The 14,149-nt window shown below is 74.4% G+C and carries 14 protein-coding genes; 9 read left to right on the top strand and 5 right to left on the bottom strand.

Annotated elements, in window-relative coordinates; all coding sequences use genetic code 11:
- Positions 1 to 140: 140 nt before the first annotated feature.
- From MY526_RS14075 to MY526_RS14090, 4 genes are all read left to right on the top strand, one after another.
- On the top strand, positions 141 to 1,775 hold the full coding sequence (locus MY526_RS14075) for an ABC transporter substrate-binding protein (RefSeq protein WP_436704131.1): 1,635 nt from the start codon (positions 141 to 143) through the stop codon (positions 1,773 to 1,775).
- A 205-nt stretch (positions 1,776 to 1,980) separates the two neighbouring features.
- Complete coding sequence (locus MY526_RS14080; protein ID WP_436704133.1) at positions 1,981 to 2,817, top strand: alpha/beta fold hydrolase; 837 nt, start codon at positions 1,981 to 1,983, stop codon at positions 2,815 to 2,817.
- A 110-nt stretch (positions 2,818 to 2,927) separates the two neighbouring features.
- On the top strand, positions 2,928 to 3,809 hold the full coding sequence (locus MY526_RS14085) for a VOC family protein (protein ID WP_436692945.1): 882 nt from the start codon (positions 2,928 to 2,930) through the stop codon (positions 3,807 to 3,809).
- 120 nt (positions 3,810 to 3,929) lie between these two features.
- Positions 3,930 to 5,099, top strand: coding sequence for a hypothetical protein (locus MY526_RS14090; RefSeq protein WP_436704135.1), 1,170 nt, complete (start codon positions 3,930 to 3,932; stop codon positions 5,097 to 5,099).
- Between the two features lie 148 nt (positions 5,100 to 5,247).
- On the opposite strand, the gene MY526_RS14095 is transcribed toward MY526_RS14090, so the two are convergent.
- Positions 5,248 to 6,144, bottom strand: a complete 897-nt coding sequence (locus tag MY526_RS14095; protein ID WP_436704137.1) for an IclR family transcriptional regulator — start codon at positions 6,142 to 6,144, stop codon at positions 5,248 to 5,250.
- 206 nt (positions 6,145 to 6,350) lie between these two features.
- Between MY526_RS14095 and MY526_RS14100 the strand changes: the two genes are divergently transcribed.
- Together MY526_RS14100 and MY526_RS14105 are read left to right on the top strand one after the other, a co-directional pair.
- A complete protein-coding gene (locus MY526_RS14100) occupies positions 6,351 to 7,358 on the top strand; it encodes an aldo/keto reductase (RefSeq protein WP_436704139.1) in 1,008 nt (335 codons plus the stop codon).
- Between the two features lie 64 nt (positions 7,359 to 7,422).
- On the top strand, positions 7,423 to 7,920 hold the full coding sequence (locus tag MY526_RS14105) for a flavin reductase family protein (RefSeq protein WP_436692951.1): 498 nt from the start codon (positions 7,423 to 7,425) through the stop codon (positions 7,918 to 7,920).
- Positions 7,921 to 7,943: 23 nt separating this feature from the next.
- On the opposite strand, the gene MY526_RS14110 is transcribed toward MY526_RS14105, so the two are convergent.
- The 4 genes from MY526_RS14110 to MY526_RS14125 all read right to left on the bottom strand — a co-directional run bounded on the left by MY526_RS14110 (position 7,944) and on the right by MY526_RS14125 (position 10,995).
- Complete coding sequence (locus tag MY526_RS14110; RefSeq protein WP_436692953.1) at positions 7,944 to 8,360, bottom strand: heme-binding protein; 417 nt, start codon at positions 8,358 to 8,360, stop codon at positions 7,944 to 7,946.
- Positions 8,357 to 8,998, bottom strand: a complete 642-nt coding sequence (locus MY526_RS14115) for a TetR/AcrR family transcriptional regulator (protein WP_436704141.1) — start codon at positions 8,996 to 8,998, stop codon at positions 8,357 to 8,359. Before MY526_RS14115 ends, MY526_RS14110 begins: the two co-directional genes overlap by 4 nt.
- The gene (locus tag MY526_RS14120) at positions 8,995 to 9,633 is read right to left on the bottom strand and encodes a TetR/AcrR family transcriptional regulator (RefSeq protein ID WP_436704143.1); all 639 of its coding nucleotides are present in this window, start codon (positions 9,631 to 9,633) and stop codon (positions 8,995 to 8,997) included. The genes MY526_RS14115 and MY526_RS14120 overlap by 4 nt, the downstream gene beginning before the upstream one ends.
- A gap of 90 nt (positions 9,634 to 9,723) precedes the next feature.
- On the bottom strand, positions 9,724 to 10,995 hold the full coding sequence (locus tag MY526_RS14125; RefSeq protein WP_436692958.1) for a bifunctional 3,4-dihydroxy-2-butanone-4-phosphate synthase/GTP cyclohydrolase II: 1,272 nt from the start codon (positions 10,993 to 10,995) through the stop codon (positions 9,724 to 9,726).
- A 250-nt stretch (positions 10,996 to 11,245) separates the two neighbouring features.
- On the opposite strand from MY526_RS14125, the gene MY526_RS14130 reads away from it, so the two are divergent.
- The 3 genes from MY526_RS14130 to dmpG are packed head-to-tail and all read left to right on the top strand — an operon-like array spanning position 11,246 to position 14,048.
- The gene (locus tag MY526_RS14130) at positions 11,246 to 12,076 is read left to right on the top strand and encodes a 2-keto-4-pentenoate hydratase (RefSeq protein ID WP_436704145.1); all 831 of its coding nucleotides are present in this window, start codon (positions 11,246 to 11,248) and stop codon (positions 12,074 to 12,076) included.
- Positions 12,076 to 13,026, top strand: a complete 951-nt coding sequence (locus MY526_RS14135; protein WP_436704147.1) for an acetaldehyde dehydrogenase (acetylating) — start codon at positions 12,076 to 12,078, stop codon at positions 13,024 to 13,026. The genes MY526_RS14130 and MY526_RS14135 overlap by 1 nt, the downstream gene beginning before the upstream one ends.
- On the top strand, positions 13,023 to 14,048 hold the full coding sequence (dmpG, locus tag MY526_RS14140; protein WP_436704149.1) for a 4-hydroxy-2-oxovalerate aldolase: 1,026 nt from the start codon (positions 13,023 to 13,025) through the stop codon (positions 14,046 to 14,048). Before MY526_RS14135 ends, dmpG begins: the two co-directional genes overlap by 4 nt.
- Positions 14,049 to 14,149: the final 101 nt, after the last annotated feature.

Genomic DNA, 14,149 nt, shown 5'->3' on the forward strand with positions numbered 1-14,149 from the left:
GCGACCGGCACGCGTCAGTGTCCCCCGCCCCGTGTGACCTCGAACATCGCTCGGCAGCAGCCCGGCCCAGCCCGGGCCGCCGGCCCTCCGGGGCCGTCGGAGGACGAGCGGCGCGAGCCGTCGTCGGAGAGGAGTTCGGCATGAGACGCACCTGGCGTCTGGTCGGCGCCGCCGCCGTGGCCGCGACCGTCCTGAGCGCGTGCGGAGGCAGCGACGGCAGCGACGCGGCCGCCACCGAGATCGGCGAGATCAGCGCCGAGGGCGAGGGCATCTCGCTCAACGAGGCCGGTGGTCAGCTGCTCGAGCGCACCGAGCCCACCGAGGGCGGCGAGCTCGTCGTCGGGATGATCGCCCCGGTCGAGACGCTCGACCCGCTGGCCCAGCTCGGCAGCGCCGGGCAGGAGGTCACCCGCTTCGTCCACGACAGCCTCATGGGCTTCGACGCCGAGGGCAACGTCGTCCCCGAGCTGGCCGAGTCGCTGGAGACCACGGACGACGGCACGAACTGGACGATGACGCTGCCCTCGGGCGTCACCTTCCACGACGGCACGCCGTTCACCGCCGCCGCGGTCGTGGCCCACCTGGACCGGATCAAGGCGGAGGGCTCGACCTCCTCCTCGGCCGGTGACATCCGGGCGATCGCCTCGTACTCCGCGGCCGACGACACCACGGTCACCTTCACGCTGCCCGCGGCGAACATGACCTTCCCGACGACGTTCGCCCCGACGGGTGCCGCGTTCGCCGCGGCGTACGTCCCGTCGCCGACCGCGTACGCCGCGCTCGGTGCCGGCTACGGCTCGGCCCCGGTCGGCGTCGGCCCGTTCGAGGTCCAGTCCTTCCAGCCCGGCGGCGACATCGTGCTCGTGGCCAACGAGGACTACCGCATCGACGGCGTCCCGTACCTGGACTCGCTGCGCTTCGTCACGGCCACCGACAGCCAGGCCCGCCTGGCCGCCGCGCAGTCCGGTGACATCGACATCGCGATGACGCAGGTCTCCACGGACTTCGCGCAGGCGGAGGACGCCGGGCTGACCGTGCTGCGCCAGCCGGCGTCGACGTACTACAACCTGCTGTTCAACATGAGCCAGGCGCCGTTCGACGACATCCGGTTCCGGCAGGCCGTCATCCAGGCGATCGACCTGGAGGGCCTCAACGAGGCGGTGTTCGACGGGCTGCAGACCCCGATGCGGGGCATCTTCCCCGAGGACCACCCGTTCTACGTCGACACCGCCTGGCCGGCCCACGACCCGGAGGCCGCCCGGGCGCTGGTGGAGGAGTACACCGCCGACACCGGCAACGAGCCGACCTTCACCCTGACCACGACCTCGCCGCCGGAGTTCCAGCAGCAGGCGCAGATCATGCAGCAGATGCTGGCCGACGCCGGGATCACCATGGAGATCGAGGTGGGCGACCAGCCGACCATGATCACCGAGGCGCTCTCGGGCAACTACCAGGCCCAGCACCGCTTCATCGGCGTCAACGCCGAGGCGTTCAAGGTGCTCAGCGTCAGCTTCCGCAGCGACGTGCCCTCCAACATCGGGCACGCCGGCAACCCGGAGCTCGACGCGCTGCTCGACCAGGCCCGCGTGACCGCACCGGAGGACCGTGGCCCGCTGCTGGAGGAGATCCAGCAGGTGCTGGGGGAGTGGCTGCCGTTCATGCCGCAGATCCAGCACGCCATGGCCTTCTACGTCGGCGACGAGGTGGGTGGCTTCCCCGGCAGCCTGCCCGGGACGACGGCCTTCGACGCCCGCTACGTCTGGGTGCAGGAGTAGGCCGGCCCGACCGCACCCCAGCAGCAGGGCCGCCGGCGCACCCCGTGCCGGCGGCCCTGCCGCACGTCCGGGCGCGGGCCGCGGGTCGTTCGCCGGGACGCCCGTTCCGCAGTGTGGCACCCCTCGGTTCCCGGATCCGGCGCCGGACGGAACGCTCCAGGCACACCTTCGACAGCGCGCCGCGCGAGGACCAGAGGAGACCGACGTGCCCCAGGAACTGACGGCGGAGAGCACCAGCCGGACGGTGCAGACGCCGAGCGGCAAGATCCACATCAACGAGGCCGGCGAGGGCCACCCGCTCCTCCTGCTGCACGGCAGCGGTCCGGGGGCGACCGGCTGGAGCAACTTCGGGCCGAACATGACGGTGCTCGCCGACGACTTCCGGGTGATCGCCGCCGACATGCCCGGCTGGGGGCAGTCGGACACGGTCACCCCCGACGAGCGCGACCACGTCACCGCGGCCCTGCACCTGCTCGACGCCCTCGGCATCGAGAAGGCGGCGTTCGTCGGCAACTCGATGGGCGGCGCGACGACGCTGCGCTTCGCGACCGAGCACCCCGACCGGATGTCGCACCTGATCACCATGGGCGCGGGCTCACCCGGCCCGGTGCTCTTCCAGCCCGGCGACGGCCCCACCGAGGGTCTGAAGATCCTGCAGAAGGGCTACCGCGACCCCTCGCCGGCGGTGATGCGCGAGCTGGTCGACATCATGACCTTCGACCCCGCCTTCGCCTCCGACGAGCTGGTGCTGCAGCGCTCCGAGGCCGCGCGGGCCCGCCCCGACCACCTGGCCAACTTCATCGCCGGGATGAGCCGCGGCCGGCCCTGGGTGGACCCCGCCGAGCTGGCCCAGGTGCGCGTCCCCGCGCTGCTCTTCCACGGCCGCGACGACCGGGTGGTGCACTTCGAGCACTCCCTGGAGCTCGTCGCGCTGATCCCCGACGCGCGGCTGGTGCTGCTCAACCGGTGCGGCCACTGGGCCCAGCTCGAGCACGCCGAGGAGTTCAACCGGCTGGTCCGGGACTTCGTCCTGAACCGCTGACCAGCCATTCCGCTCCCCGGCACACGCTGCTGGACCCCTCCCGGGGACCCGCAGAGCATCGGTGCCGGACCTCGTCCACACCACATCGAACCCACCCCGGAGGGGACGTCATGGCCGAAGTCGTCGGCTTGGGATACGCGATCGTCGAGGCGCGCGACCTCGGCGCCTGGAAGGAGTTCGCCTGCGACCTGCTGGGTCTGCAGCCGGTCACCGCGACCGAGGACCGCCTGGTCCTGCGGATGGACGACAAGGCCTACCGGGTCGACGTCCGCCGCGGGGAGGCCGACGCGGTCACCGTGCTGGGCTGGGAGGTCAAGGGCCCCCGTGAGCTGGAGGAGCTCGCCACCGCCCTGGAGAGCAACGGCTACGCGGTCAAGCGCGGCGACGCCGCGCTCGCCCAGGAGCGCCAGGTCAGCGGGATCGTCTCCTTCGACGACCCGGAGGGCCAGGGGCTCGAGCTGTTCTACGGCCTGAAGAAGGACCGGGCGCGCTTCGTCTCGCCCACCGGGGCCCGGTTCGTCACCGGCGCCGGCGGCCTGGGCCACGCCTTCCAGATGGTCCGCGACAACGACGCCTACAACGCGCTCTACCTCGACATCCTGGGCTTCAGGCTGAGCGACTACATCGACTTCGGCCCCGGGATGTACGGCACCTTCACGCACGCCAACGAGCGGCACCACTCCTTCGCGTGGGCGCCGATCCCGTTCGCGCCGCAGGGCGTCGGGCACCTGATGTTCGAGGTGGACGAGCTCGACGTCGTCGGGCGCGCGTGGGACGAGGTGCAGGCCGGTGCGGCGCCGATCGCCTCGACGTTCGGCAAGCACTCCAACGACGAGATGCTGTCGTTCTACGTGAAGACGCCGTCGGGCTTCCAGGTCGAGTACGGCTTCGGCGGCAAGCTCATCGACGACGCCACCTGGACGCCGTCCCGCTACGACGTCCCCAGCTACTGGGGCCACAAGCGGACCGACCCCAACGAGCCGGACGTCTGAGCCGACCCGGACCACACGACGAGATCCCCGCTGCGGAGCCCGGCCCGGCCGGCTCCGCAGCGGCGTTCCGGGCGCCGGACGGCGCCCCGGCAGTCAGGCAGCGGAGAGGGGACGAGCAGCGTGCACGAGGTGCGGGAACGGGTCGAGAAGCTGGCCGAGGAGCTCGCTGCCCGGGCCGAGGAGGCCGACGCGCTCGGCTGCCTGCCCGACGACACCGCCGAGCAGCTCCGCGCGGCCGGGGTGGTGCGGCTGCTGCAGCCGGTCGAGTACGCCGGCTTCGAGGCCTCGCCGGTGGAGTTCTTCGAGACCGTGCTCGCCGTGGGCGCCCGCTCCGCGGCGGCCGGGTGGGTCAGCGGCGTGGTGGGCGTCCACCCCTTCGAGATCGCCCAGGCCGACCGGCGGGTGCAGGACGAGATCTGGGGCCTGGACCCCGACACCTGGGTCGCCTCCCCGTACGCGCCCTTCGGCCGGGCCCGGCGGGTCGAGGGCGGCTACCGGTTCAACGGCCGCTGGCCGTTCTCCTCGGGCACCGACCACTGCGAGTGGGTGGTCCTGGGCGGGCTGCTGGTGGACGACGACGGGCGGCCGCAGCCGCCCGAGCCGTTCCGGCACTTCGTCCTGCCCCGGCGCGACTACGAGGTGCTGCACGACTCCTGGCAGGTCATGGGCCTGCAGGGGTCCGGCAGCAAGGACGTCGTCATCCGCGACGCCTTCGTCCCCGACCACCGGGTGATCGACCCGGCCGACCTGCGGGAGGGACGGGCCGCCGAAGCGGCCGGGCGGGGCGACGTCCCGCTCTACCGGATGCCCAACCACACGATGTTCGCCTCGGCGATCATCGCCGCCACCCTCGCGATGGCCGAGGGCGCGGTGGCGCACGCGGTCGCGCACCTGCGGATGCGCCCGACGGCGGCGGGGCGCCCCTCCGCCGCGGACCTGGGTGTGCTCGGAGCGGCCACCGCCGACGTCGCGGCGAGCCGAGTGCACTTCCTCGCCGACATCCAGCGGATGTACGACGTCGTGTGCGCCGGCGGCCGCGTCGACCTCGCCACCCGGGTGGAGATCCGGCGCAACCAGGTGCGCGCCTCCCGCCGCGCCGTGGACGCCGTCGACCGGGTCTTCGCCGTCACCGGCGGGGGCGGCCTGCGCAGCGACAACCCGCTGCAGCGCTACTGGCGGGACCTGCACGCCGGCATGAACCACATCTGCAACGTCGCCGACCCGATGTACGACGCGGACGGCCGGCTGCGCTTCGGCCACCCGCTGCCGCCCGGCCTCACCGCCATCTGAGCCCGGCACCGCCTCCCTCGAGGCCCCCCGAGCGGCGGTTTCCGCGGAAATCGTCGGGGGTCGGGCCGGACTTTCCGCGCGGAGAGTCCGGACCCGGAACGAGGGGCCGGTCCGCGGCTGCGGACCGGCCCCTCGTCCCGTGCAGGCGTCAGGCGGCCTGGGCCGCCGCGTACTCGGCCGAGATCTGGGCCGCCGCCCGGCGGACGTGGGCCGCGTTGACGCTCGGGTTGAACCGGGTCGTCGAGCCGGACACCGAGATCGCGGCCACGGCCCGCCCGTCGACGAGGATCGGCGCCGCGACGCAGGTCAGCCCCAGCGCGGCCTCCTCGCGGTCGAACGCGATGCCGTTGGTGCGCACCCGGCCGAGCTCGTTGAGGAAGCGCCCCGGCTCGGCGATCGAGTACGGCGTCCGCCGCTCGAGGCCGGCGGAGACCACCCGGCGGGCGGTGCCGGCGTCGCCGAAGGCGAGGATCGCCTTGCCGAGCCCGACGCAGGCGGCCGGCATGCGGCCGCCGACGGTGGTGGGGGTCCGGACGGCGCGGTGCCCGTGGATCTTCTCCAGGTAGACGACGTCGTTGCCCTCGAGGACGCCGAGGTGCACCACGTTGCCGGTGCTCACGTACAGCTCGCTCAGGTAGGGGAGGGCGAGGTCGCGCAGCCCGCGCGGGCGGCAGTGGTGCACCCGGTTGCCGAGCTCGAACAGCCGCCAGCCCAGGCGGTAGTCGGTGCCGGTCCGCTCCACGTAGCCGCCCTGCTCCAGGTAGGCCAGCAGCCGGAACGCCGTCGACTTGGGGACGCCGGCCCGGCGGGCGAGCTCGCTCACGCCGAGGCTGGGCCCGGCCAGCCGGAAGGCGTCGAGCAGCTGGAGGGCCTTGCTCACCGACGTGGGTGCCCCCGCCCGGTCGCCGCCCTCGGGATCCGACCCGGGCCGGCGGGGGGCGGGGGTGGAGGAGACGACCTCGGCGGTGAGGGTCATGGAGGAGCCCTTCTCTCGGGGGTACCGGTCCAGCTGCTGCGGTGCCGCCTGCGGAGTGACGACGATCACCGTGTCAGGACTCACTGTAGCGGTCGATACAGAGAAGGAAAGGGTCTTGCGGCCCTCCTTCGGGTGGTCCGACTCGACGCGCCTCCTGACCAGCGGGTACGCGCACGGCCCCGCACCGGCCGTGCCGCGGAGTGGCACGCGAGGGTGGCTCGGTGCGGGCGCCTCGCCTCGGATACGGGCGCACGACCCCACCGAGGAGGACCTCCATGACGAGCACCGTGGCGACGCTGCCCCGCCGGCGGCTGGGCACCAGCGACCTCACAGTGTCGGTGTGCGGGCTGGGCGGGAACGTCTTCGGCCCGCCCCGGCTGGACGCCGCGGCCACCCGCGAGGTGATCGCCGCCGCCCTCGACCTCGGCGTCGACCTCGTCGACACCGCCGACGTCTACGGGCAGGGGCGGTCGGAGGCCCTCGTCGGGGCGGCGCTCGGCGCCCGCCGCGACCGCATGGTCATCGCCACCAAGTTCAACCTGCGCCGGCTGGACGACGCCCCGGTGGCCGCGCACGTCCGCCGGGCGGCCGAGGCCAGCCTGCGCCGCCTGGGCACCGACCGGATCGACCTCTACCAACTGCACTTCCCGCCCGACGGCGTCGATCCCGCCGAGCTGCTCGACGTCCTCGACGACCTCGTGCGCGAGGGCAAGGTGCGGGCGCTGGGCATCTGCAACGCCGGCGCCTGGCGGGTGAGCGAGGCCAACCACCTGGCGAACGCGCGGGGGCGGCAGGCCTTCGCGACCGTCCAGGACTACTACCACCTGCTGGCCCGGGGGCTGGAGGCCGAGGTGCTGCCCTACGCCCGGCGCACCGGTGTCGGCGTGCTGCCCTACCACCCGCTGGCCGGCGGCTTCCTCACCGGCAAGTACCGGCAGGGTGCGCCCCGCCCGGCCGGCACCCGCGGCGCCGCCGGCAGCGGGATCGTCGACACGATGGACGTCCCGGCGCACCACGCCACGCTCGACCGCCTCCGCGCGCTGGCCGGCCGGCTGGGACGCCCGCTCAGCGAGCTGGCGCTGGCCTGGCTGGCCGGCCGCCCCGGCGTCGCCTCGGTGATCGCCGGGGTGAGCAGCGTCGCGCAGCTGCGGTCCAACGTCGCCGGCTGCAGCTGGCAGCTCGACCCCGCCGTCGTGGCCGAGCTGGACGCGATCACGGCGCCGGCCGGGGTGTGGAGCCCGGAGCGGCTGCCGTACGAGGTGCGCCGTCCGACGGCGTCCTGACGCGTCCCGGACAGCGGCACGGACCCCGTGCCCGGCGGGGGGGCCGGTGCCCAGACTCGGTGTCATGACGCTCACCCAGGAGGTCGACCCGACGCGGTTCCGGGCGACGCTCGGGCACTACCCGACCGGGGTCGTGCTCGTGACGGCGATCGACGCGACCGGGGCGCCGGTCGGCATGGTCGTCGGCTCGTTCACCTCGGTCTCGCTGGACCCGCCGCTGGTCGCCTTCCTGCCCACCCGCGGCTCCGAGCGCTTCGCGCGGCTGCGCACCGCGTCGTCCTTCTGCGTCAACGTGCTGGCCTCCGACCAGGGGGACCTGTGCCGCCGGTTCAGCACCAAGGGGGTGGAGGACTTCACCGGCATCGCGTGGACGCCGTCCCCGTCCGGCGCACCGGTCGTGGCGGGCGCGGTGGCGTGGATCGACTGCACGTTCGAGTCCGAGGTCGACGGCGGTGACCACGCCATCGTGCTGGGCCGGGTGCGCGCCCTCGACGTGGCCAACCCCGTGGCCCCGCTGCTGTTCCACCAGGGCGGCTTCGGCCGGTTCGCGCCGCTGTCCTGAGCCGGCACGGAGCCGGCCGGGCGTCAGGCCCCGGCGAGCACGGCGACGGCGGCCTCCGCGCAGGCGGTGTCCTCCTCGGGGGTCGCGCCGCTCACGCCGACGCCGCCGACCACCTCGCCGTCCCGCACCACCGGCAGCCCGCCGCCCAGCGTCGTCGGCCGGAACCCCAGCTGCTCCCCGGCGACCACGAGCACCTCGGGACGCCGCTCGGCCACCTCCCGCAGCTCGCCGGAGGGACGGCGGAACGCCGCCGCCGTGGCCCCCTTCGCGCGGGCGATCCCGGCGGTGAACCCGGGGGCGCCGTCCGCGCGGGCGACGACGACCTCCATCCCGGCGAGGTCGACCACCGCCACGCTCACCCGCACCCCGATGCCCTCGGCGTGGGCCAGCGCGGCCTCCGCCGCCGCCCGCGCCCGGTCGTACCGGATGGCGCCGCTCATGCCCGCTCCTCCTCGTCCCCGGCGGCCTCCGCGACCGCCGCCTCCACCGTGCCGACCAGCAGGTCGACCAGCTCCGCCGGGTTCCAGGGCTCGTCGATCTGCTGGGCCAGGAAGTACCCGTCGGTGCTCGCGATGACGAAGCGGGCGAGGGTGCGCGCCAGCTCCGGACGCCGGTCGCGCACCTCGTCGTCGAGGCCGGCGGCGAACCAGTCGGTGATCCGCTCCTCGACCTCGGCGCGGATCCGCAGGTAGAGGGTGCGGGCCGCGGGCTCGGTCGCCCGGTTCTCCAGGGTGAGCATCTGGCCGATGCGGAGGAAGTCGGGCGCTTCGGTGAGGGTGCGGACGGAGTGGTCGAGCACCGCCCGCAGCCCGTCGGCGAGGGACGCCCCGGGGGGCATCGGCGCCCAGTCCGGCTGCCCCGAGACCCACTCCGCGAAGCTGTGCCGGACGACCCCGGCGAGCAGCTCGTCCTTGTCCTTGAAGAACCAGTAGACCGAGCTGACCGGCAGGCCCGAGCGCTGGGTCACCTTCGAGATGGTGGTGCCCTCGTAGCCGGACTCGGCGGCGATCGCGGCCGCGGCGGCGAGGATCCGCTCCCGTGACCCCTCCGCCTGCGGCGCGCGGGCGGGCCGGCTCACGCGCGCACCGGGAGCGCACGGCTGACGGCGGCGTGCAGCCCGGCCGCGAGCAGCTCGACGACCGCGTCGCGGTCCCACCCCGGGTCGGCGCGCAGCCCGATGTACAGGCCGTCCATGGTGGCCATCTGGAACCGGGCCAGCCGCTCGGTCAGCTCCGGGTCCTGCGCCACCGCCTCGGCCGGCAGCACCTGGTGCCACAGGGCGGTGCTGACCCGCCGGGCCTCCCGGCGCACCTCGAGGAAGCGCCGGCGCGCGGCCGGCTCGACCACCCGCTTCTCCAGCGCCAGCATCAGCCCGAGCCGCCAGAACTCGGGTGAGGTGGAGATGGCCGCGGCGCCCTGGCGCAGCCGGGCCCGCAGCTGCTCGCGCAGGTCCGCCGGCCCGCCCTCCCAGCGCGGCGCCGGCATCGACTCCGCCCAGCGGCGGTAGCTGTACTCCAGCGCCTCGGCCAGCAGCTCGTCCTTGCTGCCGAAGTGCCAGTAGACGGAGCTGGCCGGCAGCCCGGCGCGCTCGGTGACCAGGCCCAGGCTGGTGCCGTCGTAGCCACGCTCGGCGGCGATCGCCAAGGTGGCCTCGAGGATCCGCCGGCGGGACTCCACACCCTGGCGGTGCCGGCGCTCGGTCTTCCTGGGCATCTGCTCCCCGTTCGGCGGTCCCGGCCCCGGGCTGGGCGGGCACGAGACGATCATCCCCCGCCCGGGGCGAGCGGACCGTGCGGGGCCGGATCAGCCGGGGACGACGGCGCCCGCGGCCGGGGACAGCTGGTGCCCCATCCGCTCCCGCTTGGTCCGCAGGTAGCGCACGTTGTGCGGCGTCTCCACGACCGGCAGCGCGACCCGGCCGACGATGTCGAGGCCGTAGCCGTCGAGGCCGCCGTACTTGGCCGGGTTGTTGGTGATCAGCCGCAGCCGGCGGATGCCGAGGTCGCCGAGGATCTGGGCGCCGATGCCGTAGCTGCGCGAGTCGACCGGCAGGCCCTGGGCGGTGTTGGCGTCGACGGTGTCGAGGCCGGCCTCCTGGAGGGCGTAGGCGCGGATCTTGTGGCCCAGTCCGATCCCGCGCCCCTCGTGGCCACGCAGGTACACGACCGCGCCGACGCCCTCGGCGGCGATCTCGGCGAGCGCCTGCTCCAGCTGGGCGCCGCAGTCGCAGCGCAGCGAGCCGAGGATGTCGCCGGTGAGGCACTCGCTGTGCACCCGCACCAGCGCGCCGCGCTCGGACTGGCCGGCCGCGGCGACGTCCCCCATGACCAGGGCGAGGTGCTCGGTGCCGTCGAGGACGTTGCGGTAGGCGACCGCCCGGAAGGTGCCGAACTCGGTGGGCATCGAGGCGGTCGCCACCAGCTCGACGAGCCGCTCGGTGGCCCGCCGGTGGCGGACCAGGTCGGCGATGTCGAGGACGACGAGGTCGTGCTCGGCGGCGAAGGCGCGCAGGTCGGCGCCGCTGCGCATGGTGCCGTCGTCGGCGGTGATCTCGCCGATGACGCCGACGCCGGACAGCCCGGCCATGGTCAGCAGGTCGACGGTGGCCTCGGTGTGCCCGGCGCGCACCAGGACGCCACCCGCACGGGCGCGCAGCGGGAAGACGTGGCCGGGCCGGCGGAGCTCGGCGGGGCCGGTGGCCGGGTCGGCCAGTGCGCGGAAGGTGCGGGCGCGGTCGGCGGCCGAGACGCCGGTGCCGGTGTGCACCGAGTCGACGGTGACGGTGAAGGCGGTGCCGTGGGCGTCGGTGTTGTCGGTGACCATCGCCGGCAGCCGCAGCTCGTCGGCGCGGGCCGCGGGCATCGGGGCGCAGACGATGCCGGTGCTGTGCCGGACGAGGAAGGCCATCTGCTCCTCGGTCACCAGCTCGGCGGCGGCCACGAGGTCGCCCTCGTTCTCCCGGTCGGCGTCGTCGACCACGACCACCATGCGGCCCTCGGCGAGCGCGGCGACGGCGTGCTGCACCGCGGTGGCGGGCATCTGGCGCCGCGGGGCGGGGATACGGCTGGAGGTCATGGTGGTCCTTCCGCGGGGGCGACGATCTCTGTAACGATCGCTACGGACAACGGAACCACGGCGTGGCGCGCGCCACAAGGCGCCTCCGACGCTGCGTGCCGTCCAGTGGACCGGTGTGGCCGGACCGCCCGGCACGGCACTTCCGCGGCGCGGAAGGGCGGCTGGGGTTCCGCACATCGGAACGCCGCGGTAGGCGTCCCGGGGGAGGGGCGGCCATGGTCGTGGTCCCACCGGCTCCCCGAGGACAGTGATGACACAGGCAACCACCCCACCGGACGTGGCCCGCACCCGGCGGGCGGCCGTCGCCGAGGCCGCCGAGCGGCTCGAGGTGGCCGCGCGGACCGGCGTTCCGTGCCGGCCGGTGCGCGATCTCATCGGCACCGACGACGTCGAGCAGGCCTACGCGGTGCAGCAGCGGCTCACCGCGCGCCGGCTGGCCGTGGGCGCCCGCGTCGTCGGTCGCAAGATCGGCCTGACCTCGCCCGCGGTGCAGGCCCAGCTGGGTGTGGACCGCCCCGACTTCGGCGTCCTGTTCGCCGACATGGACGTGACCGGCCTGGCCGAGGTCCCGTCCGGGCGGCTGCTCCAGCCCAGGACCGAGGCCGAGATCGCCTTCGTCCTCGGTTCGGACCTCGATGAGGGCCCGCTGGACGCCGACCAGGTGCGCGGCGCGGTGGAGTACGCCGTCGCGGCGCTGGAGATCGTCGACAGCCGGATCGCCGGCTGGGACATCACCTTCGGCGACACCGTGGCCGACAACGCCTCCAGCGGGCTGTTCGTGCTGGGGGAGACGCGGTCGACCCTGGCGGAGTTCGAGCCGGTCGCGGCCGCCATGCGCATGACCCTGGACGGCGAGGTCGTCTCCGAGGGCACCGGCGCGGCCTGCCTGGGCGACCCGCTCGCCGCGCTGGCCTGGCTGGCGCGGACCGCCCGAGAGGTCGGCGACCCGCTCCGGGCCGGCCAGGTCGTGCTCTCCGGCGCCCTCGGCCCGATGGCCCCCACCCCGCCCGGCTCGGTCGTGGTCGCGGAGATCGGCGCACTCGGCACCGTCACGGCCACGTTCTCCCGGAGGGACGCCTGATGCGCACGGCGAAGGTGGCGGTGATCGGGTCGGGCAACATCGGCACCGATCTGATGATCAAGGTGATCCGGCACTCCGAGGTGCTGGTGATGGGCGCGATGGTCGGGATCGACCCCCACTCCGACGGGCTGGCCCGCGCCCGGCGGATGGGGGTGCCCACCACGTCCGAGGGCGTCGACGGGCTGATCGCGATGGACGGCTTCGGCGACATCGAGATCGTCTTCGACGCCACCTCGGCCAAGGCGCACGTGGCCAACGCGCAGAAGCTGGCGCCGTACGGCAAGAAGCTGGTCGACCTGACCCCGGCGGCGATCGGGCCCTACGTCGTCCCGCCGGTGAACCTCGACCAGCACCTGGCCGCGGATGCGACCAACGTCAACATGGTGACCTGCGGCGGCCAGGCCACGATCCCCATGGTGGCCGCGGTCGCCCGGGTGACCCCGGTGCCCTACGCCGAGATCGTCGCCTCGATCGCGTCGAGGTCGGCCGGGCCGGGCACGCGGGCCAACATCGACGAGTTCACCGAGACCACGTCGCACGCCATCGAGGCCGTCGGCGGCGCGGGACGCGGCAAGGCGGTGATCATCCTCAACCCGGCCGAGCCGCCGCTGATCATGCGCGACACCGTCCTCTGCCTGATCGGCGACGCCGACCACGACGCCATCCGGGCGTCGGTGGCGGAGATGGCCAAGTCGGTGGCGGAGTACGTGCCCGGGTACCGGCTCAAGCAGGACGTGCAGTTCACCCCGATCGCCGAGGGCGAGCCGGTGCACACCCTGCTGCCCGAGGGTGCGCCCCGGGTGACCACCCGGGTGACGGTGTTCCTCGAGGTCGAGGGCGCCGCGCACTACCTCCCGGCCTACGCCGGCAACCTCGACATCATGACCTCGGCCGCCGTGCGGGTCGGCGAGGCCCTCGCGACCCGCACTCCCGCGCAGGTGACGGCATGACCACCGAGCTCTACGTCCAGGACGTCACGCTGCGGGACGGCATGCACGCCGTCCGGCACCGCATCACCCCGGCCGACGTCGGCCGGATCGTCGCCGCGCTGGACGCCGCCGGGGTCGACGCCATCGAGGTGGCCCACGGCGACGGGCTGGCCGGCGGCAGCCTCACCTACGGCCCGGGCAGCCACACCGACTGGGAGTGGCTCGAGGCCGCCTCGGAGAACCTGTCCCGCGCCGTCCTCACCACTCTGCTGCTGCCGGGCATCGGCACCATCGCCGAGCTGGAGCACGCGTACTCCCTCGGCGTCCGGTCCATCCGGATCGCCACCCACTGCACCGAGGCCGACGTCGCCGCCCAGCACATCGCCACCGCCCGCGACCTGGGCATGGACGTGTCGGGCTTCCTGATGATGAGCCACATGGCCCCGGCCGCCGAGCTGGCCCGGCAGGCCGCGCTGATGGAGTCCTACGGGGCGCACTGCGTGTACGTCACCGACTCCGGCGGCCGGCTGACGATGGACGGCGTCCGGGAGCGGGTCCGCGCCTACCGCGACGTGCTGCGGCCGGAGACCCAGCTGGGCATCCACGCCCACCAGAACCTCTCCCTCGCCGTGGCCAACTCCGTCGTCGCCGTCGAGGAGGGGGTCACCCGGGTGGACGCCTCGCTGGCCGGGCACGGCGCCGGGGCGGGCAACTGCCCGATCGAGCCGTTCATCGCCGTGGCGGACCTGCAGGGGTGGCAGCACGGCTGCGACCTGTTCGCGCTGCAGGACGCCGCCGACGACCTGGTCCGCCCGCTGCAGGACCGGCCGGTCCAGGTCGACCGGGAGACCCTCACCCTCGGCTACGCCGGCGTCTACTCCAGCTTCCTGCGGCACGCGGAGACCGCGTCGTCCCGGTACGGCATCGACGTCCGCACCATCCTGCTCGAGGTCGGCCGCCGCCGGCTGGTCGGCGGCCAGGAGGACATGATCGTCGACATCGCCCTCGACCTGCAGGCGGCCCGCGCGGCCGAGGTCGGATAGCCGTCCGGGCGCCGCCCGCACGCCCCGATCACGGGCGGGGGGTGCGGGCGGAGCCGTGTCCTGGCCTACCCTCCCCGCAAGCCGGTGCGTCGTCCCCCGAG

The organism is Geodermatophilus sp. CPCC 205761, from assembly GCF_051383655.1.
GTDB lineage: Bacteria > Actinomycetota > Actinomycetes > Mycobacteriales > Geodermatophilaceae > Geodermatophilus.

Bases quoted from the DNA above. Each gene is read 5' to 3' on its own strand.
- MY526_RS14075 (WP_436704131.1), top strand. From the start codon at position 141: ATGAGACGCACCTGGCGTCTGGTCGGCGCCGCCGCCGTGGCCGCGACC.
- MY526_RS14085 (WP_436692945.1), top strand. From the start codon at position 2,928: ATGGCCGAAGTCGTCGGCTTGGGATACGCGATCGTCGAGGCGCGCGAC.
- MY526_RS14100 (WP_436704139.1), top strand. From the start codon at position 6,351: ATGACGAGCACCGTGGCGACGCTGCCCCGCCGGCGGCTGGGCACCAGC.
- MY526_RS14105 (WP_436692951.1), top strand. From the start codon at position 7,423: ATGACGCTCACCCAGGAGGTCGACCCGACGCGGTTCCGGGCGACGCTC.
- MY526_RS14110 (WP_436692953.1), bottom strand. From the start codon at position 8,360: ATGAGCGGCGCCATCCGGTACGACCGGGCGCGGGCGGCGGCGGAGGCC.
- MY526_RS14120 (WP_436704143.1), bottom strand. From the start codon at position 9,633: ATGCCCAGGAAGACCGAGCGCCGGCACCGCCAGGGTGTGGAGTCCCGC.
- MY526_RS14125 (WP_436692958.1), bottom strand. From the start codon at position 10,995: ATGACCTCCAGCCGTATCCCCGCCCCGCGGCGCCAGATGCCCGCCACC.
- MY526_RS14130 (WP_436704145.1), top strand. From the start codon at position 11,246: ATGACACAGGCAACCACCCCACCGGACGTGGCCCGCACCCGGCGGGCG.
- MY526_RS14135 (WP_436704147.1), top strand. From the start codon at position 12,076: ATGCGCACGGCGAAGGTGGCGGTGATCGGGTCGGGCAACATCGGCACC.
- dmpG (WP_436704149.1), top strand. From the start codon at position 13,023: ATGACCACCGAGCTCTACGTCCAGGACGTCACGCTGCGGGACGGCATG.